This window comes from Paenibacillus peoriae KCTC 3763, assembly GCF_000236805.1.
In the GTDB taxonomy this organism is placed as follows: domain Bacteria; phylum Bacillota; class Bacilli; order Paenibacillales; family Paenibacillaceae; genus Paenibacillus; species Paenibacillus peoriae.
In genome coordinates, this window is sequence record NZ_AGFX01000029.1 from 1 (window position 1) to 20,642 (window position 20,642).

Here is a 20,642-nt window from a genome sequence, read left to right on the forward strand (position 1 = left end):
TATTTCTGTTCCCCTCACATGGTGCGCCTCCTTTGTTTACTCCACAGGCTATGCGAGGTCTTGTTTTGGGTATGGACTTCTAGGTAAACAAAAAAGTACCCCATCAGCTTGAGCCAGCAGAGTGCTACCGATGCTTTCAGATCGCACAACGGTGCTTCCGTATATGTTGTTAATATTATAGTGTGCGTGGGACATTTTGAATATTTATAGAAAAATATTCCTATGTTTGATAGACTATCCGTATCAAAAGAACTAATAAGAAGGGTTAGGAATTTGGGACATAAGTACAGACATGTAACAGTTATTTTTCTAGTTGTATTCATCCTCATCATTTCAGGATGTACAACAAACATTAATAGTGTTCCGTCTGTTCCTAAACAAAAACAAACATCTAACAGCGAAAATTCTAAAGGCCCACAGGACGATATTGTATATGTTGATAAAGAAACAGAGTTCATTGCTTCTACTTTGAAACAAGCGAGACATTACTTTAACGGAGATGCAAACCAGAAGTCACAGGAAGATGACGCATCTGGTGTGGAAATGTTAGCGGAATATTTCGACAGTGAGGTCCGAGAAAAATTTATGGAAGTCTCTAAATATATTAGACTTAGCAACAAAGAACAAGTTAGAAAATTGTGCGATGAAATCGAAGCTGATTACGTTACTCCATATAGTTGGAAGCGCGATTCGTAAAAAAAGCCCTGGAGCAATCAACGGACAGTTTGATCTAAAATTCATTGAGGATGCACGGCAGGTGTACCTCGCCATAATAACAAAAAAAGCTCTGCCGACCATAAAGGTTAGCAGAGCTTTTGATTTAGAATCCTCCTATTGGATCATGAAGTTGAATAATCTGATGACAGGTGGAATTGTATTTGTTCAATATTTAACCATGGTTTATAATATAACACCTGAAAATATAAATCATTGCTAATAATAAAATAATTTTTCCTTTTGCCCTTCACTAACTAAGTTTTCGTACTTTAAATAAATTTTAACGTCTGCAAATTCTTTAAACTGTTCAAATAATCTTATGCACCTAATAAAAAAAGCTTCTTTATTAATGACTAATGATTTAGATAAGACGTCTAACAAATACTTAAAGCCAATTGGGTATCTACCTCTATTTAAGTAATACTTAGCTAATTCGTATTTAAAACGCGTTGATTGTTCTGGAACTACTTGGTGAGTATACATATCTGATGATGACTCCCCCTGTGACACGAAAGAGTCAATAACCGTTTCAAAACGTTTAAGTATGTGATTCACATCCAACTGATATCGGTTAGCAGCAAACATTAAGTTCAGAAGCATAGTAACCAATTCTTTGTCAGCCTCATTGGTTGCTGCAGCTATATATTCAACATAATCGTTAAGCACACTTATATCGCCTGATAAAAGCTTATAGTAGTGAATATTACCTTCAGACCAGTGCTTGAATAAATTAACCCAATGTTGGGTTTCTTCGTCCTTCTCTAAGACCCAATCCAAATCCGTATAGGCGTATGTATATCGTAAAGCTTGTTGGTAATCGCCTTGAGCCTCCGAGACACCTGTCAACAACAGGTCAGCATATGCAATGTAACCAAATAACGGCCCCCTTGTTCTCTTTTCATTATCGCGGGACTTTCGTTTTTCCTGGTGCTGTAAACTATACTGGATTTCCGCTTTAGTTCTCATTTTTTTGCCATTTCATCAATTTTATCCCATTTACGCAAATATTTGTATACGTTCGCCAAATCCTTCAATGCGTCAAGCTGGTCTATTTCATCCAGACGTTCCACAAAGGGTTCAAACAGTGTAGCTGCTCTGAGGTTGCGGCTTTGGTCGTCACCAATTTGAATTGTAAACAGGCGATACTGGCAGAGTGCCAAGCGTTCAGAATGTTGATACTTTTCAACTTCTGCTACATTCTCATAGAGCAACAGCGCAGCAGTATGCCATCCCTGCGCGAATAACGTTTCCGCAATGTTGAATAGTTTGAGCGAATACAACAGATTGTCCATAATATGTCCAACAATTCGTCGGATCGCATCCAGCTTGTCCAACTCCGCACATCGATATAGCATTGGCTCAATTCGACTCATATTAGGGGAACGTTCGATGATGTAGTTTTCTATGTAAAGGTCGTAAAAGTAGCCTTCCGGTAAACCCATAGCCAAAGTGATTCGGTCAAGCTGCTGTACAGAAACAGGACGATGCTGAGTAATCCAATTGCTAAGCGTTCTTGGATGAACCCCTGAATTTTCCGCAAATTGTGCCAACGTCATGTGATTTTGTTTTAAATAATCTTCAAACTCTACTGAGATCGTAGGTGTATGCTCATGCCATATCCACCCTTCACATAAAAATTCCAAAATTTTTTATATTATTGCATTCTATTGTTGTCCAAAATTTAACAGTTGTCAATAACTTTTGAAATTTGTGTCATGTAATATTCTAATAAATTTTATTTTTCGAATATTGTCGATTACTGTAAGACAAATAGTACTATAGTATCATTTTTCCATTTTATTAATACAAATGCACAAATTATTCCTCATTTTGTGGTATGCTGGCTCAGCAATACAAATTATACCATAAAGGACGTACGTCAATTTGTTAAAGATGAAGAAAACAGCAATTATCCTTACAGGTGTCTTGGCTCTTACCGCAGTAGCTCCTTTAGCCGCATCAGCCGCTCCCACCCAGCATAGTGCAGAACAAGCAAGTAAAGAAGTAAAACAAGTGAGCCTAGACGCCGAAACATTTAACGCTATCACAGATATTGAAAAATTCATAAAACTGGATGGGAATCTGTACACGCTTGATCCTGCTGCAAAAGAGGTTGTAAGCGAGAGAGTTTTTGATAACTACTCTAAAGCAATTAAGTCTGTAAATGAGCAGCTCAAAAAAGGGATTCTACAGACAAAAAATGGAGAACTTATCGTAAATCCTGACTACCAAGAGATTGGTACGAATATGTACGGCAATTGGTACTGGTGGGGATATGCATTGACACTCTCGGATTATGAGACAAAGGAACAAATAAATGTTATTGAGAATACAAGAGACACCTCTGCATTTGTATTTGCAATTCTTGCGGCAATCCCCGGCTTGCAAGGAACAATCGTACCATCGGCGATACTTACTACTGGAGTTTCAGTGGTGCTAGGTCGGTTGAAGGCTCACGATCTAGGAAGAGGTGTAACTATTAATTTTCACCCCGGATACTTTGAAGTTACAAGTAACTAAGGAGCATAATATATGAATATCTATTTGGTTGTCCTTTTTATTGCAATCATTGCTGGCAACATACTATTTAATAGCTTTAAGAAAAGACAAGGAGAAGGTAGTAAAGCGCCTGATGTAGTAACAATTATAGGATTAGTGATCGCACTGGCGTTAGGCATCACTCCTGTCCTTCTCGGTGGCATACAAGAGTGGACTTGGCACTATACAGTCGTTTTACTTGGTTCTGCTCTTGTTATTGGACGCATCCTGTATGGCTGGAGAAAAGGCAGAGGTAATAAAACAAAAAAAGGCTGAGAACTGTAAATTGACTTTCCCTGCATCACATTACAATTGAATTGTTGTAAATGCCATAACACAGCGTCCAAAGACAAAAGCCTTCCTTTAGTGGAGGGCTTTTGTCTTACATGCCAAATCTTTATGGTAAATCTATGTGAGCAATATAAAACAAAAAAACACCCTATCAGCCAGAAGCCGATAGGGTGTTTACTCATTTTAAACAGCTATATCATTCCTTCGTACTGCCCGGTCTATTCTTAAATGCCAGCTCAAATAGTCCAGTCGCGGACAGCCCAGCAAGGCCACCAGCCCACAGGCGCAGTGTAATATCTAAATCAGTAAACGGCGAAGCCGCCCAACCAATCAACAGGCCGATTACTACGCCCACAGCAGGCACTACATTAGCAGGCAAGTTAATTGTCTTCTTCACTAGCTGCACCAATGAAATAACGATCACGGCCAAAACCGAAGCGAAAGCTAAAACTTGATTCATGATTTCCATAATTACTTATCCCCCTTGAGAATGTTTTTTCGTAGACGACTAAGAGCAGCAGCAGCCTCTTCCCGCGTAATTGCAGCGCCGGGACGTGCTCCATCAAAGTAACCATTCTTGGTCATTTCCTCCCATACATCCGCTGCCCAAGGGCTAACCTTGTTAATGTCTCTCTGTTGTTCTGGCACTTTATTTTCCCCTTTCTTATTGGTCCAATTTCGTAGCTGGTCAATTGTTCCGTCAAATTCGTTTAGGTCCACGTTCCCTTTTATCCCGGCTACCTTGCCGCTATCGCTGTATTGCCAATATCCCAGCATTTCCACGTCACCGTGTCGCTTGGGACGCGAGTATCACTGTACCGGGCTATCCATAGTGGGTAACCGCCCAATGAGGCGTTAAAGTTAGCAGCAAAGGCATTGCCCGTATAAATGATAGGTTTACACCCCGTGAGGCGTTCCAGCTCCAACAGGAAGGCTAATGCCACCGTGCTAATAAGCGTTTTGGACAGGTTGCCGGGATTGTTTTCATAATCCATCACCGCTGGAAGGTCAAGCCCTTTCGCTCCGCCAACCTGCTCCAATACCTCGGCAAAATGCCGCGCTTCCGCTTTTGCAGCCTCAACGCTGGTTGCATCGACAAAATGGTATGCTCCCAGCAATACCCCGGCTGCTCTGACTCCTTTTGCATTTGTAATAAATGTCGGATCGACGTAACGTTGCCCTTGGCTGGCCTTAATAAAAGTGAACGAGATACCATCCGCCTTTACCGACTTCCAATCAATCATTCCCTGGTAACGGGATACGTCGATACCCTTTGCATTCCCTGTCTTACGTGTTTGCATTGTAATTCCTCCTTATGTGTTAGGCTTCTGCCCCTGATCTTTTTTGTCTGGTTCCGGGTTCAGTGGTTTTTTAGTCACCTGGGAACGGGATTCAAATATTTTCACGGCATTGCGTAAAACATCCGGCATAGGTACACCCATGCGGCCTACATTTTCAATGACGGATAACAGTTCATTCGCCAAATAAAAGAAAATGACCGCATCCCGGAAATAATGTGAATCCCCAAGAACACGATCAATTAGGTGCGCTACGGTTACCAATAAGAAAATGGCCACCTTACGGGCTATGCCATAAAACCCTTTTCTGCTTTTCAACTCCCCATTAATCCAAGCTGCAGCCCATCCGGTGAAGAAATCAATAATGACCATCCACCATAATAGGGTCAGCAACGTTGTCCATCCCCCGAAAAAATAGCCAATCATGGCCCCCGCGGACAAGCCTTTTACCACCTGATCGACTTTTTCATTCATACCATTTCCCCCCTCCTGACGTAATATAAGCCCCCGACCACTCCCGGGGCATAAAAATAGCGCATCCCAATGGGGGCGCTGATTAATCATTTTGCTGAGTTGCTAAAATCGCTTTTCGTTCATCTTCGCTAATTAATTTTGGAGTGTATGAAATTAGCCGCTGTTCATCGACCTTTTTCATAATCCACATGTTCAACAGGAACCCATACATAAAGCTTCGCCTCCATTTAAAAAAACGATCAGTAAGCAGCTTTTTGCTTTATATTACGCAAAAATGTAGACATGAAATTATTAAGGGTCAAACTTCACTAGAGCTTGTAGACATCATGTCTACAAGCCTGGATTGTTGAGACCACGCTGTTACATTCCATTCCATAAACTCTTTCCTGCGGAAATTCGAACAAATCCCCCCATTAGACAGGCAGTATTACAAAGTTGTGAGATAATGTATTTTTTTCATTCTATAAATGCGCTTTAATAGTATTGTAGCTGTACTTATTAGCAATCCAAGTAAATATGAGAGGGGAATAAAGAGGCTAACAAATTTAATAAAAGGAGGAAATGAAAATGAAGAAGAACACCAATATGATTTGCAGCTTCATGCTCGTACTGGCTCTACTGGTAGTAGGTTTATTTCCGGTAATGCCTGTGCCTGCTCATGCAGAGGGCGGCTATTCCGGGGCGCCGCAAAAATTATCCGTACCTCCATTAGCATTTGATGAATCAAAAATTGTACTTACCTGGGAAAAGCCGGACGACTATTACACAAGTGCAGTAAAAATCGTGGACTATGAGGTATTCCAGGATGGAGTCAGTCTCGGTCTTGCAAGCGATAATTTCAAAGAGAATTACTCCTATGTTAATGCGTACATGGACGCATTTTACGGGAAATTGAGCGCACAGCATCATCGGGTCAGTATTCTTTCCTTTACGGCGACCGATCTAGCACCAAAGACGAATTATGAGTTTAAGGTGCGGGCCGTTTACGCCGACAAGACAACGTCTGCTTTTAGCGCGCCGCTTATCTTTTCAACCGCAGCTACACCTATCGTCATAGACGCCGCCAACTATGGCGCAAGCTATATTACCTCTATTTCTGGCGTCAATGCCGACTATAAAATTCGGCACGCAAACAACAATGCAACGGTTATAAAGAAAATTGAATACAACACCGCCGCGATACAGGCTGCGATCGACGCCACCCCTCCAGGCGGCAAGGTTGTATTGAAGGGAAGCGGAGACAATGCGGCGCCTCGGTATTATACAAGCGGTGCATTGTTTCTGCACAGCAATATGACCTTCGAAATTGAAAAAGGGGCTGTGCTTTTCGGTTCTCCTGTTTTTGACCACTACTCGCGCAGCCTTCTGGCTTATCCTTATTCACAGGATATCCGGACATATGGCCTGTTGAATGCTGTAACCTGGGACTATGGTTCCTTGGAGAACATCCGTATCGTCGGCAAGGGCGCAATAGACGGCAACGGATGGAAGAATACCACCGGAAGCGGCTTACAGACCAAAACGGCGAATGATCCATCTCCCGATTTCGCAGATCCAACCGGAAATGGCTGGAGTTTGCCGAACTACCAGGAAGGCAACAACACCAATGTTGATAATAATAGCGCAGCTGATTCCGCCTCGGTAAGAGGCATCCTCGCGGCTGATGCGATGTGGCAGTCTCGTCAGGATCAAACACCGAATGCCGGTACCACCCAATTCTACAATGCCCGCCCCAACCTGACGGTAGCGCGCGGTGTGCATGGCCTGTATTACGAAGGGCTGACCTTCTATAATCCGGCATTCCACGGAATCGTCAACTATCAGTCCGAACAGATTACTGTGAACGGCGTCTCTGTGATGAGTTTCGACGCCAACAACGGCGACGGTGTCGAGTTTGGTGACTGCCTTGATCTTATGGTCATGAACAGCTTTTGGGATACCGGCGACGACGCCATCAACTTTGCAGCCGGTCAGGGCACGGTCGTACGCAATTCGGCTAACAAAGTGGCAAGTGGAGAGGGCCGCGTTGTCAATAACTTTGTACGCAACGGCCATGGTGGCCTGTTGGCGATAGGCAGCCATACCGGCGGTTGGATCGGCGATATGGTCGCGGAAGAGAACGTCTATAATACGAGCGAAACAGGAAGCAAAGGCGCCTTGCGTATAAAGTCTGGCGCTACCACCGGCGGCGGCATCCGCAATATTGCAGTGCGTGATAATGCGGTCAATTATACTGTCGCTACTGCAAACAGTACGATTGTAATTGACACATCCTACAGCGACGGCAACGCCAGCACAGCTTTCGGTCCGGAAAGCGAGCAGCCGCTAACTTTCGAAAACATTCTGGTACGCAATATGACGGTATCAAACACTACCATACCGCTGATTAGCGCGGCGGCACCCGGCAGCTCCGACTATGCTAAAAGCCCGGTGCTGCGCAATTTCAAGTTCGAGGATATCAAGATCTTAAACTATTCAGGATCAACTGGCGGTACGATTGCGATAAATGGCTTGTCGGATGTTACCTTCCGCAACATTACAGGTCTTCAAAATGCCATTACCACCACAAACAGCAAAAACGTTACGATCGAGAATGTCGACAAGACCACCGACCGCAAGCCGGATGCGCTGAATGCGAGTGGCGCACTAACCGTGACGGCCAATACTAATAATATCACTTTAACTTGGCCCGCCATCGGTAATGCGACGCAGTACGTTGTGTTGGTTGATATGCTGGATGGCCATGGCTATCAGCAAAACAAGATTGTAGCGAGTATGGGATCGGGTCCGCAGTCCACGGTAATCGCGCTGCGCCCAAGCACCTCTTACAAAGTTGCGGTCCGACCGGAGACGATAGGTACAAACGCTTCCTATGGGAAACTGCTGGAGGCGTCGGTAACCACGGGTGCTGCAACGCTTGGTGGATCCACGATTTCGACTACTTCGCCAAATTTTAGAGTCAAAGCTGCAGATATCACGGGCATTTCCTGGCAGGATTTCGCTTGGAATACCGTTACCGATGCTGTCTACGGCGTGCATTATTATGAGCTAACGGCAACGCCGAAAAATCCTAAATATGCTACCAAAAAATACAAGGCCTATTTTGACACCTCCACCCGGAAAGGTTATTCGCTGTGGGGGCTGGATGATGGCGTGACCTATGATGTTACGATGAAAGCCATCAACTGGATTGGACAGGAGGGGCCTCAGTGGGGTCCGGTTACGATCACTACCGTTCCCGGCACTTTAATGCAGATTCCAAAGTGGGCTCCTGACAGCAAGCTTACCGTCAGCGGCGGCAAGTGGATTGGGCAAGATATGACCATCACATGGAACGAAAAAGACGTAACGGATTATTCCAATGGCGATACCGCACGATTTGCTGGCTACCGCATCTTGGTTAACGGCGTACCTGTAGGCGGCGGAGCAGTTCAAGCAAACGCGAAACCAACTGTTCAACCGGGGCAACATACTTATGTGCTTTCCACTGCCGGATTTCTTCCCAACACTCCTTATACAATCTCGGTAGAAGCGGGAAGCGAGATTCTGAAATATGCGTCCGGCGCAGGCGGACTTAGCGGCTCCACAGGTTTTACCGGTACAAAAAATACCACCCTTCCTCGGAACCAGGTGACCTTTGGAAAATGGACCGGACACGGGCCGAGCGTAACGCGCACATTATTATCGGGGCCAGCTACTGATGCAAGTGTTACAAGGTAGCTGTCGCTGGAGTAACGGCCACCTCTTGCGAGCGGACAGGTTATGCGACCTCCCCAAATAATTTCAGCATCACACGGCGGCGGATTGTGGATTTGCTGAGCCGCGGTTCGCCTCCATTAATCCAATCTACAAGACTTGCAGCTTAAAGATTGGTACTGAGATCCGTAAAGCAGTTATCGCAGAGCATCCTCTGAGATAACTGCTTTTTCGACTCCGTATTTCTTTATTCATCGGTGTCGATACTAATCCTTTGCAGTAAGTCGATAAGAAGGTCTTCTTCCTCGTCAGATAAATGGCGGACAAGACCAGCATTGAGCTCATCCAGGATTCCTTGCAGGACTGGAGAAAATGCTAATGCCTTGGCCGTTGGCGACAAGAGATGGGAACGACGGTCATTCGGGTCCGTTTGTCGCTCAATGTAGCCGGATTCCTCCAAATGTCTCACCGAACGTGCTGTAGTTGCCTTGTCAAATTTGAGTTCATTCGTCAATTGTTCCTGTGTAATGCCAGGACGCTGCAGAATAAGCTTTAAAAAGCTGTGCTGGCCGCCACTGCCGATTCCGTATGGAGCCAATTTTTTGGACAATATTTTTTGATTTCGGCGCTGTAGTTGGGAAATCAACTTTCCAATCGGTTTTTTTTTCATCAAATACACCTCATCGGCTTACAAATTTCAAATCCGCAGGTGGGACCAAAGCCAAGTTTACAATAACATTGTTGCGTACGCAACTAATTTGCAGTACACTAGAACCGTTACTTAGTTGCATACGCAACTAAATAGTAATGGACAACGATGAAGAGGTGCTAATTATGAGTTCAACCGCTACAGCCGCAGCAACATATCAGGAAAATAGCGAAATCCAGAAGAAACGTTGGATGATTTTGGTCGTCTTGAATCTGTTTACGTTTATGTCCACGCTGGATGGAAGCATCATCAATATTGCTCTCCCCGTGTTGTCACGCACGTTACATTTACCGGTAGCCCAGATTGAATGGGTGACAACCGCCTATTTGATGGCTATATGTACAGCTATTTTATTCTTTGGCAAGCTCGGAGATATGGTCGGTAAAATCAAAATATTCAAGATCGGTACGATCGTGTTCATTCTCGGCTCACTGTTGTGTGGTCTTAGCTCTTCGCTGTCCCTGCTGTTGATCTCACGTATCATTCAGGCGATTGGGGCGTCCATGACCATGGCCAACAGCCAAGGGATCGTTACGGATATCTTTCCGTCCTATGAACGAGGCAAAGCGCTTGGCCTTATCGGAACCTTCGTATCCCTAGGCAGCATCGCCGGACCGAGCTTGGGCGGGATTATTGTCTCCTCGCTGGGCTGGCAGTACATTTTCTGGGTCAATGTACCGATAGGATTGGTGGCTGTCCTTCTGGGCTGGAAGCTACTGCCGAAGGACCTGATCAAGGTAAAAGAAAAGATCGACGTTCCCGGCAGCTTGATGTTTGCTGTTTTTATTCTCGCTTTATTCGCCGGATTGCTGCTGGGGCAGCAGGTCGGATATGGAGACAATCGTATTATCGCTTCGCTGGTGGTCGCTGTGATTGCTTTTGTCGTGTTCATTCGCTTGGAAATTCGTCGTCCACAGCCGCTGTTACAGCTCGGATTATTCAAAAACCCGTTGTTTTCGCTCAGTATATTGTGCGCTTTTCTCGTCTTCGTCGCTAACTTCTGCTTTAACATCATTTCGCCCTTTTATGCGCAGAATATGCTGAATTTGTCGCCTTTTTATGCCGGGTTCCTGCTGATGCTGTTTCCCATCTCCATGGTTATCGTCGCCCCCCTCAGTGGTGCGCTTTCCGATAAAATTGGGTCTGAACTACTCACATTTGCCGGGCTTGTGGTCATGGCAATTGCCCAGATTGGTTTGGCTCGCCTCCATGCAGGCAGTCCCGTTCCGTTTGTAGGTCTGTGGATCGCCATGCTGGGCATCGGCAGTGGTCTATTCCAATCGCCTAACAATTCGCTGATTATGTCCAAGGTCCCTCGTACGCAGCTCGGCTCAGCTGGAAGTGTCAACTCGCTGGTTCGTAACGTTGGTATGGTGGTGGGAATCACTTTGGCCACGTCCATCCTGTTTTATATTATGAGCAAAGAGGCCGGTTATCGTATCACCGGATTAATTCCAGGTCACCCGGAAATCTTTCTGGCCGGGATGCATGTGGTTTTCATGACATCCGCGTCCATCTGCTTCGTGGGGGCATTGCTAACAGGCTGGCGGCTGATCAGGGCTAGACGGGCAAAGGTACGGCAAGAACAGAGATAAAGACTTCAAAAGATCGAAGCAGGGTTCATTTGAACTGATGCAAACCGAGCAGAACTGTGATCCGCAAGAGGGTCACTCCTTTCAGGACTCCATCTTGTGGACCACAGTTTGGTATGCTTGCCCCCTACACTTCCACTAAGCGCCCGTTCTCTCTCCAGGATTGCAGTATTTTTTCAAGGACCCACTGGTTTTTGTATCCGTCCTCGAACAATGGAGCACGATCCACGGACTCTCCCCTTGCCAGCTTCACGAAGTCTCCATAGGCCGTATGATCATAGATTGCAGGGACTGTCCAAGTCTCGTATTCGGCATCCGGATGCTCGGGGTCACGCAGCACAATGCGGATATTTCCCCGGTTGTTGAGACTGGCGTGCAGCGCACCGAGTTCGCCGTAGATATCCACTTCGATATCGTGGCGTTTGCCAATGGCATTTTTGTGGGTGATGAATGTACCGACCGTATTATCGCCCACAATCCCATGAAAGGAAGCGAAGTCTTCCACATCCACCTTTACAGGCAAACCTGTGGCCAGATCGGGACGCTCGGGTGTAATCGTATGCAGCAGCGCTGCGACACTTTTAAATTCACCCACCAGAAAACGAGCCAGGTCAACAATATGTGAGGCTGTATCGCCCACAACCCCGGAGCCTGCCTTGGCTAAATTATGGCGCCATGTATACGGATGTTGATGATATGGTGAGAATGCATCCATCAGATACCGAAATTGAATGTTGTAGATGTTGCCCAGCTTGTGTTCATCCAGCAGTTGCTTAGCATATTGGAAAGCCGCGCCGTAACGATGCTTATAATGAACCAGAAAAGGCACCGGGTTCGCTGTATACAGCTTGTTTAGCCGCTCTGCTTCCTCCCACGTGAGAGTCAACGGTTTTTCCGCCAGGACGGCTTTATGTTCTTCCAGCGCAATACGAATAATGTCAAAATGCACATCGTTGGGTGTCAGCGACAGAATCGCATCCACCTCTGGGTCACGGATCAAGGCTTCATAATGGGGGTACTGCTTAGCAGCAGGAAGTTGCAATTGCTTACCCAGCAGTTGAAGGCGATTGGAGTCCACATCACTAATGGCTGCAATAGAAACCCCCGAGATTCTATGCAGTGATCTAATATGATATTCAGCGATCAGGCCAAGGCCGATGACACCTATGCGAATGAGTTTGGTTGAGGAGATGGAGGTACTCATGTTATCTGGATTCCCTTCTCTGCAATTTGGCTTTATGCCTGCAGCAAATTTCCTTTTTGCTATGCAGTATCACCCGTAGCCCTGCAGAATAGTCCCTACAAAAGCGACGGATATCCATAATAATAAAAAAATCTGCAATTCCGCTGTCCGGTTTTGCAGATCCTTTTATACATCTTCTCTATACCAATCTGTACCGGCTACATCAAAAACGTGCCTACCACAAAAGACACCCCGACGATGATCGAACGCAGCAGTTGCGCCAGAGCCACATTGCCTTTGGCAATTTCCTCACACACTTTGGTACGTGGGGTCAACAGATCAAAAATAATATAGACCAGACACAGCACTACTATGCCTACGGCTGACCAAATCAGCATATCGAGCCATGAGTGGCTGCTGTATGACACCATGCCCACGATAATACACAGACCTAACAGCTTTGCTCCCATATAGATGCCTGCCGCCTCATTGCCGCGTGCAATTTCTTCATTATCGTTATAACGCGTCAGCAAGCTGAACACAAAATAACCTAAGATTAAAATGGCAAACAGGATAAGCAGGCCGATGCCTACATTGCCCAATGCGTTGCCTAAGCTGATTTGTGAGTCCAATCTTCTTCCTCCTTATAGATACTTAACCATATGGATACTTAACATCATGGATATTTAACCATAGAGACACTTAAGCATATGCATACTTAACACTATACATAGCTATGTTCCAATACTTATTAATCACGTGAAAAGGCTAAGAACGCCCAGATGACTCATGAGAATGCGGCCGGTACGGCGGCTGCGCAATAATAGGCCATATCGCCGGTAACCTTTTCCCCAATCCGCGGCAGGATGCCTGCAAACCGCCCCCCGATGACGAATACGCCTGTCAGCACGTAGCCATGGTATAGCCCTTCTTCGGTCTGCACCTCTGCGCTCTGCATAGGCCATAGCCGCTGATAAATCTTGGGCTGGCCTTCATAATAAGCAGCAATATGTGCGGCTTCCTCCTGCTCAGGCGTTAGCGGGGCATCTGCTTCATTAGGGTCGTCAGAGTCGTTAGATGGAGCAGCCTTCGCCAGTTGTTCCGTCAGAGCTGGAACTTCCAGCTTATTTTCGGTATCGGCAGGCTCAATCAGATGCGTCCCTTTTCCCTCCCGGCCCCATATTCCTTTGGCCACATAAGGCTCTTTATTTTGCATAAACACCGTGGGCTCAAAATACGTGGGCAGCAGGTAGGTTCGTATCACCTCCAGCTCCCGGTCGTCAAACAAACGAAAGCCGCAAAACTCTGGTGTCTGCTCATTGCGCTCATACAGCGACCATACGGTTGCGGTGAACCCCTTGCTTTGGGTAATAATATGCTGCGGCGGATTGATTAATCCTATTTTACCGTCTGCTACCATATCCATTAAAGCTTGCCCTACCTCTAGCCCCGAGTCTTCTTCCCGGTCATCAATCAGATATTCCAGCGGATACAGACGATAGAGGATATGTATGGGTTCTCCCCGGTGATACAATCCTTCGCCCGGTATAATTTCCAATTCTTCCAAAGGCGCATAAACCACTTCAAACCCGGCCTGCTCACACAAGCGCATGATATATTTCGTGTTTGTCTGATCCTCGATATGCCAATCATAGCAAGTAAAATACACTTTTGTGCCTAATCCCCTGCTGCTATAAAAATGAATCAAATCAGTCATCGCACGCTGAATCGCTTCATCCATTCCAGAAGACGGTCCCACTAGGGCAGTATCTTCCCGTGATCCTCCGCCCTCATTCAGTATCTCCAGCAGCTTCCCTTCGAGATAGGCTGCCTCAGGGATTCCAGTTGTGGTGTCCGTATTATTCTCAATACACTTGATACCCGCTTCTCCCACAATCCAGTCCTGTCGGGTAATTCCATCCGGCGCGGCCTCCATGCGTGCAGCACGCAACAAGCCCGGATGGATACCCAATCGTTCCACCAGATACTCATCCGGCATATAGCGCTGAACGAAGTGCTGAACCTTGCGATAGATGTTATGTACCGCCGCAGCCGCAGCCTGAAGCTCTGTCAGTTCGGTTTTCTCATACATCGTTAACGCGGGCACACAATAGGATTTGCCGTACATGCGATGGTACGGAATCCTGTGGCTGATTTCACCGTTAAAAAGCTCGTCATGATCATAGGGCAATTGCCGAATGGTACGCATACTCATCTTAACCTCCAGAGAAAAAGCCGCTACGCGAGCCACTGCTGCCAAAGCCGCTGTGCGAGCCGGAAGATGAAGATGAGCTCTTGCGATAAGAGCTTGAAGAAGAACGACGACTGCTATTATAGGAGGAGCCTCCACTATAATAGGTCGATCCGCCATAGTAATATCCGCTGCTGCCTGCATCCCGACATGCTGTTTGTTCCGATACAGGAAGCTCATCGCAATCATAATACTCATCGTCACCACAGCCCGTCAGAGCGGCGGGCACAGCCAGCATCAGAGCAAAGGCCGCCATCCGTGTACGAGAACCGGGCTTGGATTTGATGTTCTCCCAAGAGTGCTCCATCACAGATCGACCTCCTTCACAAACAAATGTACCTTTTTCAGCTGCGGGTCCAGCACTGAATAAATAAATTCATATGTTGTGCCATCCAGCACCGTAAAATGATCCAATAGACGCTGGGCCAGCTCCAACGTAAATACCGATCCTTCCCGATGCTCCATACTACGGAACGCAGGCTCATGCCATACCCAGTAAACTGCGCTGAACGTGGAGGTGTAACCCCCCTCACTTGCCAGCACGAGGTCCGTAATCGACGCACCGTAAGGCTTCGCACGTTCCCCTGTAAATTCGGTCACATAGACGGAATGCTCTGTGTGATCCTCACTTTCATTCGAGGTATGCGCCCATAGTTTGTCATGGAGACGCGTGGCGTCTACAAGCTTGCGCAGAAACAGCTCATCTTCCGATACCGATTCCCGTGTCAGGCTGCGCAGTTCCTTTTGTGTATCTTCTGACCATTCCCGGTATGTTAATGAATAATAAATGATGATTCCCTTCCCTTCCTGTACGCTTCTGTCGTCATTCACTATACGAGATTCTACCTTGAAAAGGTTCAATTTGGAAGAAAAATATGTAAAAAACCGCAATCCCACAGGATTACGGCTTTCTTTGTTTTTTGGCTGCTACAGCTTGATATTCTTATCGTCGAAATATTCCTCCAACGTCAACCCTTGCTTGGCTACATCCTCGGCAATGTCTTTTCCCACATAACGGATATGCCAAGGCTCGTACACATAACCAGTCACATCTTCCTTATCTTTCATATACCGAATAATAAATCCGTATTCCGGCGCATGCTTCGCCAGCCATTCGCCTTCTTTGGAAGCGCCAAAGACTTGCTCCAGCTCATTGCCTACGCTCGGGCTGGATACGTCGATCGCCAATCCCGTCTGATGCTCACTCGTCCCCGGTACGGCGCTGACCTGAGAGGCATATGCCTCACCCTTGGTCTTTACATTATTGTTGAAAATAGAAACCTGACGCTTATAGGAACGGTATCCCGATACTGCACGCAGCTCTATGCCGTCCTTCTTGGCACCATCAAACAATTTCTCCAAGGCCTCTGCCGCTTCCTTGCGCATATGCCGTTTCTCATGCGGCCCATCGAAGGAAAAAAGCACCTGCGGCTCTACCAGATCATCCGGGGTATAGCCCTCAGGCAAACTGCGCTGTTTGTTAACAACGACCGTGTCAGACGTCGCATTGGTAACAATCGCAGTTCCACCCTCTTCCTTAACCGTGGTCTGCAGCGCACTCTGGCTTCGCATGGCCATCACAGAATCAGCCTGTCCGCTTTCTGTACCTGCGGAAGCTTGTCCTGTGCCAGTACTGCTGTTGTCCGCCTCCGGCTGGGTGGAAGGTTGTGCATTTTCCTGTACCGTAGTTGATGACTTCAACGGCTCGCTTTCCTGTCCACCTGAGCCTCCCTGCTGACAGGCCGCCAGTAGGAGCCCCGGCAGGATCAGGCCCGGAATAAGCGCCTTCATCCAGCGCTGAGGGGGTCGCGTCTGTTGCATATGTCGTTTCATGCTGGTATCTCCTCCAATATCGCAATTGATGCATGACTTGCTATCACTTTCCGTTCCCCTATTGTAACTGAACTTTCGACACTCTTCGAAGCCGTTATCCGGTTCGATGCAGGTGAATATGCCCGAAAAAGGAAGTATAGACCCGAATTGTTACGGAGTATGACGTTTTTGCGGAATTGCGGCTCGCGCGCGCTCAGCTACACGCTCACGTATGAGCTTCAATGCCTCTTCCGCGCGGGGTAATCCCGGCAGCAACGCCGTAATATCCGCTTCTTTCTTGGCAGCAAGCTTCTGCGGAAGACGAATCTCAATCGCATGAAAACCCGCACCAGGACGGTGCAATGCTCCCTCGGCGGCAGATTCAGCAATCCATTCGCTAATCGCCGCCGATCCGCCGCGTCCGCCCTCTGACCGCGAGCTTGGCTCAAGTGCGGGGGATGTCCCTCGCACATGGGACAGCTCTCCGGCCCAAGCGCTGAATACATACTCTAGCAGCTCTTCCCGCGTCATTCCGATCAGCTCCAGGCAGAAGTGTGGCTCGCTTTTCAATCCGGCCTGCAGAGCTTTCTTCACATCGTCGGCTGCACCCATGCCATCCTTTAGGCTGAAAGCGGCTGTTTGGGCTGCTGCCTGCACGACATCTTCCAGTGAGAGACAGGCCTCCCCCTGCAAGAAACGGTATATGTCCCAGGGCTCCGCTTTGAGCTGCTCCAACCATGCCATCCGCTGTTCCGGGTTCAGTACAGGTACGGAACCCGTCCAACGGGCAGCTACAGCCGCCGAGCTGCCTTCCGTCCCGTCCACGTCTACTTCTGCTACCCATTGACTGTCAGCTACTTTCAGCTTCACTCGCGGCCTTGTCATCGCCTTCATCCTTTCTTTACTCAATCAATCCATACATCATTTTGCAGCGCAATCAGGCCGCGCAGTTCATCGTCGGACATTTCGGTCAGCCAGTGTTCACCAGAGCCTACAACCTGCTCGGAAAGCGCCCTTTTGCTCTCAATCAATTCGTCAATCCGTTCCTCCAGCGTGCCTTGGCAAATCAGCTTATGCACCTGTACATTGCGGCTTTGGCCGATACGGAATACCCGGTCTGTCGCCTGATTTTCCACCGCAGGGTTCCACCAGCGATCATAGTGAATAACATGGCTGGCACGCGTCAGATTCAGACCTACGCCACCTGCGCGCAGGGAAAGTACAAATATATCCGGGCCTTCTCCCTTTTGAAAGTTATGGACAATTTCGTCCCGTCTGGTTTTCGCCAGTCCTCCATGCAGAAAATACGGCTCTTCGCCAAAGATTTTGGCCAAACGCGATACTAGCAATTCGCCCATCGACACATATTGGGTGAAAATCAGCGCCGATTCGCCATTTTCGCGAATGGTCTCCACCAATTCCAGTAGCCGCTCCATTTTGCCCGAGTTTTCGGTTTTACCGGTATCAGCCCGTCCCGGGACGATCAGACCCGGATGGTCACAAATCTGCTTCAGCTTGGTCAGCGAAGACAAAACAAGCCCTTTGCGGGCCATGCCGATCTGCCCTTCAAGTGTTCCCAGCAATTGATCCACCACGCCGCGATACAATCCGGCCTGCTCCGGTGTCAGCACACAATAGGATTTCAACTCTAACTTCTCCGGCAGATCCTTACGTATATCCGGGTCGCTTTTAAGTCGACGCAGCATGAACGGAGAGACAAGCCGATGCAGCTCACGCAGCGCAGACCCGCGTTCCTCCCCTGTAGTACTCCCTGGAGTACTGTACCGATGACGAAACGAAGACGCTGTACCGAGATAGCCTGGATTCAGGAATTGGAAGATAGACCACAGCTCGCTTAACCGATTCTCCACCGGAGTACCCGTCATGGCAATCCGGTGCGGTGCAGACAGCTTCATCACGCTTTGAGCCTGCTTGGTTCGTGCATTTTTGATATATTGCGCCTCATCCAGTACGATGGAGGACCAATAAACCGCAGATAAATCACTGCCGTCCCGGCCCGCCAGATGATAGGTGGTGAGGACGATATCATACTCGCGTACACTTTCTTGAAACGACTCTCCGTGGAGTCGCTGGTTACCATGATGAATATATAGCGACAAATCCGGTGAAAAACGCTTCAGTTCCCGCTGCCAGTTGCCAAGCAGAGACGTCGGACAGATGATCAACGCCGGGCTCTGATCCACAGCGCCAATCCCTCCATCGAGCAGGCAGGTGATGACCTGAATCGTCTTGCCAAGCCCCATGTCGTCGGCAAGGCAGACGCCAAAGCCCAAACCGCGCATCGCAGCCAGCCATTGAAAGCCACGCTCCTGATAGGGCCGTAATGCACCATGCAACGTCCCCGGCACAGTTCGCGGCTCCACGGAACGCAGCACGCCGCCCTCAGCCAAAGACGCCAGCAATCCGACGGATTCCGCGCCGAATATGGACAGACCTTTCCATGAGGCCTCGCCTGCGCCTTCATTTTCCGCGGCCAGATGCATCCATTCGGACAAGGTCATTTCGCCGTCTTCCCCACGCTTGATAAAGCGCAGCACCTGACGGATTTCCTTGGGATCGACCTCGATCCATTCCCCTCCGAGACGTACATACGGCAAATTCGCCGCGACAATGCTTTCCAATTCCTCCATCGTCAAGGTCGTATCGCCCAGCACAGCCTCGGCATCAAAGGAAATCATACGGTTAATACCGACCGACGACGCATCGGTGATCACACCATCCGGCTTGGCGCCCCGCTCGGTCGAACGCATTTTGAGCCGCAAGCCTGCACGTCTTCGGCCCTCCCGGCTCCAGCGTGAAGGCATTTGCACCATGATGCCGTTCTTTTGCAGAGCGGGTACAGCTTCCGTCAGGAAGCGGAAGAACATCTCGGGCTCCAGTATGAGCCCTTCGGGATAAGGACGATTCAACGCTTCCAGCAGTATAGGTGCCGCATCAGCCGCCTGTCCGAGCCGCATCAACAGCTGTGCCTGTACTTGGCGATATACGATTCTGCCGCGAATCAAATCACGTTCAGGATGCGCCCACAGCGTCAGAGCAGGCAGTCGCAGTCCCGGCTCAGCATCGCTTTCCACCCAAAAAGTGATGCACCATTCCTTCACATTCTCCTCCAGGGCAGGCTCCAAACGAAGGCACAAACGCAGCTGTCCTTCTATCGGTTCCTGCTCCTCCCGCTCCGTGACAGGCATCGCGCTTCCCTCAAGAGAGGACGCTTGAAGAACCAACTCCTCCATCTCGACAGGCGTTCCCTGAATTGCAACCTGACGTGAGCCTGTCAGCAGACTGTTCCACCACAGCTCCGCCAGCGGCGATCCTCCGCGCCGATATTCTGCGCGATATCTGCCCAGCTCACGGTCCGAGGCAGCCAGTACCGCGGTCGTTTCCGCATGGATGACCGCGCGCAGGAAGGAATATAGCACGATTCCAGCTGCATCCTCTCTTGTTTCCGGCTCCTTGCCCGCGAAGACAGCGGGAGCTGCCATACAGACAGCTGGCATCGCAGCAGCCAGCTCATGAAAGCGGCGGATGTCCTCCTCCTGGCGCAGCCGAGGAATCCACACCCCGACCGCCGCCTCCGGGCCACGACGGCGCGGTCCAGAGGGACGCGCCTCTGTAAGCGAAGGCACGATTTCGCCCCGCTGCATCAGCTCCAACGCAAAATAGGCGGCCTTTTGCCAATATTGCATTTCCTCGCCCAGTGTGATGCCTGACGCGGCGCAGCCCTTCTCGTCCATGCGGGTCAACAAAGCCATCGTCTCGCGCGGTTCCAGCGCCAAGCCCTCCAGCGTGCGCCCCAGCATCGAGCGTCTTTTGCCGCCTCTGCCTGCGGTCTCCACACGAGCAGTGTTCGGTATCCGTACCTCGGCAAGACGCAACGCAGCCTGCCGAAACGGCCGAAGGTCTCCCTTCAGCGTCAGCCTGCGGATTACACTGCTCCACGCATCTATACGCGGTTCTGAGGTCTCACCAGAAAAGCAAAAAAACACATCTCCGAGCCATATTCCATAAAGCGGTTGATTCATATCTGTCTCCCGTCCAGCCTTTTGAATTATTACTCTTC

General features: G+C 48.5%; 16 protein-coding genes and 2 pseudogenes. 5 read left to right on the top strand and 13 right to left on the bottom strand.

Annotation, left to right across the window (positions count from 1 at the left end):
- Positions 1–273: 273 nt before the first annotated feature.
- Positions 274–696: a hypothetical protein gene (locus KQI_RS0115180; RefSeq protein WP_010347650.1), complete on the top strand. Its 423-nt coding sequence runs from the start codon at positions 274–276 to the stop codon at positions 694–696.
- A 237-nt stretch (positions 697–933) separates the two neighbouring features.
- Here the strand turns inward: KQI_RS0115180 and KQI_RS26940 are convergent.
- Positions 934–2,329: pseudogene (locus KQI_RS26940) on the bottom strand (helix-turn-helix transcriptional regulator).
- A 281-nt stretch (positions 2,330–2,610) separates the two neighbouring features.
- Between KQI_RS26940 and KQI_RS0115195 the strand changes: the two are divergent.
- Complete coding sequence (locus KQI_RS0115195) at positions 2,611–3,237, top strand: hypothetical protein (protein WP_411830962.1); 627 nt, start codon at positions 2,611–2,613, stop codon at positions 3,235–3,237.
- 12 nt (positions 3,238–3,249) lie between these two features.
- Entirely contained in the window at positions 3,250–3,531 is a 282-nt protein-coding gene (locus tag KQI_RS0115200) for a hypothetical protein (protein ID WP_010347653.1), read from the top strand.
- Between the two features lie 211 nt (positions 3,532–3,742).
- On the opposite strand, the gene KQI_RS0115205 is transcribed toward KQI_RS0115200, so the two are convergent.
- From KQI_RS0115205 to KQI_RS0115215, 3 genes and pseudogenes are all read right to left on the bottom strand, one after another.
- A complete protein-coding gene (locus tag KQI_RS0115205) occupies positions 3,743–4,006 on the bottom strand; it encodes a holin (RefSeq protein ID WP_010347654.1) in 264 nt (87 codons plus the stop codon).
- A 232-nt stretch (positions 4,007–4,238) separates the two neighbouring features.
- Positions 4,239–4,847: pseudogene (locus KQI_RS26945) on the bottom strand (glycoside hydrolase family 25 protein); the annotation flags it as partial.
- A 12-nt stretch (positions 4,848–4,859) separates the two neighbouring features.
- Positions 4,860–5,318, bottom strand: a complete 459-nt coding sequence (locus tag KQI_RS0115215) for a phage holin family protein (RefSeq protein ID WP_010347659.1) — start codon at positions 5,316–5,318, stop codon at positions 4,860–4,862.
- A 567-nt stretch (positions 5,319–5,885) separates the two neighbouring features.
- On the opposite strand from KQI_RS0115215, the gene KQI_RS26950 reads away from it, so the two are divergent.
- Positions 5,886–9,038, top strand: coding sequence for a fibronectin type III domain-containing protein (locus KQI_RS26950; protein WP_010347662.1), 3,153 nt, complete (start codon positions 5,886–5,888; stop codon positions 9,036–9,038).
- Positions 9,039–9,261: 223 nt separating this feature from the next.
- On the opposite strand, the gene KQI_RS0115230 is transcribed toward KQI_RS26950, so the two are convergent.
- On the bottom strand, positions 9,262–9,684 hold the full coding sequence (locus KQI_RS0115230) for a MarR family winged helix-turn-helix transcriptional regulator (RefSeq protein WP_010347663.1): 423 nt from the start codon (positions 9,682–9,684) through the stop codon (positions 9,262–9,264).
- A gap of 164 nt (positions 9,685–9,848) precedes the next feature.
- Between KQI_RS0115230 and KQI_RS0115235 the strand changes: the two genes are divergently transcribed.
- The gene (locus KQI_RS0115235; protein WP_010347664.1) at positions 9,849–11,318 is read left to right on the top strand and encodes an MFS transporter; all 1,470 of its coding nucleotides are present in this window, start codon (positions 9,849–9,851) and stop codon (positions 11,316–11,318) included.
- A 124-nt stretch (positions 11,319–11,442) separates the two neighbouring features.
- Here the strand turns inward: KQI_RS0115235 and KQI_RS0115240 are convergent, their stop codons facing one another.
- From KQI_RS0115240 to KQI_RS0115280, 8 genes are all read right to left on the bottom strand, one after another.
- On the bottom strand, positions 11,443–12,519 hold the full coding sequence (locus KQI_RS0115240) for a Gfo/Idh/MocA family protein (RefSeq protein ID WP_010347666.1): 1,077 nt from the start codon (positions 12,517–12,519) through the stop codon (positions 11,443–11,445).
- Between the two features lie 197 nt (positions 12,520–12,716).
- Positions 12,717–13,130, bottom strand: a complete 414-nt coding sequence (locus KQI_RS0115250; RefSeq protein ID WP_010347667.1) for a DUF350 domain-containing protein — start codon at positions 13,128–13,130, stop codon at positions 12,717–12,719.
- Between the two features lie 155 nt (positions 13,131–13,285).
- Positions 13,286–14,713 (bottom strand): glutathionylspermidine synthase family protein, encoded by a 1,428-nt coding sequence (locus KQI_RS0115255; RefSeq protein ID WP_029390177.1) that lies wholly within the window; start codon positions 14,711–14,713, stop codon positions 13,286–13,288.
- Position 14,714: 1 nt separating this feature from the next.
- A complete protein-coding gene (locus KQI_RS0115260) occupies positions 14,715–15,056 on the bottom strand; it encodes a hypothetical protein (protein WP_010347669.1) in 342 nt (113 codons plus the stop codon).
- Positions 15,056–15,580, bottom strand: a complete 525-nt coding sequence (locus tag KQI_RS29280) for a hypothetical protein (RefSeq protein ID WP_241763924.1) — start codon at positions 15,578–15,580, stop codon at positions 15,056–15,058. The genes KQI_RS0115260 and KQI_RS29280 overlap by 1 nt, the downstream gene beginning before the upstream one ends.
- 96 nt (positions 15,581–15,676) lie before the next feature.
- A complete protein-coding gene (locus KQI_RS0115270; protein ID WP_010347672.1) occupies positions 15,677–16,582 on the bottom strand; it encodes a M15 family metallopeptidase in 906 nt (301 codons plus the stop codon).
- A gap of 150 nt (positions 16,583–16,732) precedes the next feature.
- Complete coding sequence (locus KQI_RS0115275) at positions 16,733–17,446, bottom strand: hypothetical protein (protein ID WP_010347673.1); 714 nt, start codon at positions 17,444–17,446, stop codon at positions 16,733–16,735.
- A gap of 20 nt (positions 17,447–17,466) precedes the next feature.
- The gene (locus tag KQI_RS0115280) at positions 17,467–20,604 is read right to left on the bottom strand and encodes a DEAD/DEAH box helicase (RefSeq protein WP_010347674.1); all 3,138 of its coding nucleotides are present in this window, start codon (positions 20,602–20,604) and stop codon (positions 17,467–17,469) included.
- Positions 20,605–20,642: the final 38 nt, after the last annotated feature.

What these genes read in the sequence shown, in the direction of transcription:
- KQI_RS0115195 (WP_411830962.1), top strand. Translation starts at nt 2,611, where the DNA reads ATGAAGAAAACAGCAATTATCCTTACAGGTGTCTTGGCTCTTACCGCA.
- KQI_RS0115200 (WP_010347653.1), top strand. Translation starts at nt 3,250, where the DNA reads ATGAATATCTATTTGGTTGTCCTTTTTATTGCAATCATTGCTGGCAAC.
- KQI_RS0115205 (WP_010347654.1), bottom strand. Translation starts at nt 4,006, where the DNA reads ATGAATCAAGTTTTAGCTTTCGCTTCGGTTTTGGCCGTGATCGTTATT.
- KQI_RS0115215 (WP_010347659.1), bottom strand. Translation starts at nt 5,318, where the DNA reads ATGAATGAAAAAGTCGATCAGGTGGTAAAAGGCTTGTCCGCGGGGGCC.
- KQI_RS26950 (WP_010347662.1), top strand. Translation starts at nt 5,886, where the DNA reads ATGAAGAAGAACACCAATATGATTTGCAGCTTCATGCTCGTACTGGCT.
- KQI_RS0115230 (WP_010347663.1), bottom strand. Translation starts at nt 9,684, where the DNA reads ATGAAAAAAAAACCGATTGGAAAGTTGATTTCCCAACTACAGCGCCGA.
- KQI_RS0115235 (WP_010347664.1), top strand. Translation starts at nt 9,849, where the DNA reads ATGAGTTCAACCGCTACAGCCGCAGCAACATATCAGGAAAATAGCGAA.
- KQI_RS0115240 (WP_010347666.1), bottom strand. Translation starts at nt 12,519, where the DNA reads ATGAGTACCTCCATCTCCTCAACCAAACTCATTCGCATAGGTGTCATC.
- KQI_RS0115255 (WP_029390177.1), bottom strand. Translation starts at nt 14,713, where the DNA reads ATGAGTATGCGTACCATTCGGCAATTGCCCTATGATCATGACGAGCTT.
- KQI_RS0115260 (WP_010347669.1), bottom strand. Translation starts at nt 15,056, where the DNA reads ATGGAGCACTCTTGGGAGAACATCAAATCCAAGCCCGGTTCTCGTACA.
- KQI_RS0115270 (WP_010347672.1), bottom strand. Translation starts at nt 16,582, where the DNA reads ATGAAACGACATATGCAACAGACGCGACCCCCTCAGCGCTGGATGAAG.
- KQI_RS0115275 (WP_010347673.1), bottom strand. Translation starts at nt 17,446, where the DNA reads ATGACAAGGCCGCGAGTGAAGCTGAAAGTAGCTGACAGTCAATGGGTA.
- KQI_RS0115280 (WP_010347674.1), bottom strand. Translation starts at nt 20,604, where the DNA reads ATGAATCAACCGCTTTATGGAATATGGCTCGGAGATGTGTTTTTTTGC.